The organism is Buttiauxella sp. A111 (assembly GCF_014189855.1).
Taxonomy (GTDB): domain Bacteria; phylum Pseudomonadota; class Gammaproteobacteria; order Enterobacterales; family Enterobacteriaceae; genus Buttiauxella; species Buttiauxella selenatireducens.
Map to the genome: position 1 here is coordinate 1 of NZ_BJFN01000029.1, position 512 is coordinate 512.

Here is a 512-nt window from a genome sequence, read left to right on the forward strand (position 1 = left end):
GTTAACGGCCGCCGCCTTCGGCACGTTGAAGGAAAGTGAATACACGCTGGCAGAGCAGTTGATAAACCAGACCGGCGATAACACCCTGACCCTGCTGGATAAAGGCTACTACTCTCTGGGTCTGCTGCACGCCTGGAAGCAGGCAGGGGAGCATCGCCACTGGATGATCCCCTTGAAGAAAGGCGCTCAGTACGAGGAAATAGAGAAGCTGGGAAAAGGCGACCATCTGGTGAGGTTGAAAACCAGCCCGCAGGCGCGGAAAAAGTGGCCGGAACTCGGAGAGGAAATGACGGCCCGACTGTTGACCATCACCCGGAAAGGAAAAGTCTGCCATCTGCTGACATCGATGACGGATGCGATGCGCTATCCGGGTGGAGAGATGGCGGAGCTGTACAGTCATCGGTGGGAAATCGAACTGGGTTACCGGGAAATCAAACAGACAATGCAACTGAGCAGACTGACGCTGCGGAGTAAAAAGCCGGAACTGGTGGAGCAGGAGCTGTGGGGTGTAC

Annotated in this window: 1 protein-coding gene; it reads left to right on the plus strand. The window is 56.1% G+C overall.

Annotation, left to right across the window (positions count from 1 at the left end; genetic code table 11):
- Window positions 1-512 (plus strand): IS4 family transposase (locus BSPA111_RS22445; RefSeq protein ID WP_183273307.1); only part of this gene is annotated, 512 nt, incomplete at both ends.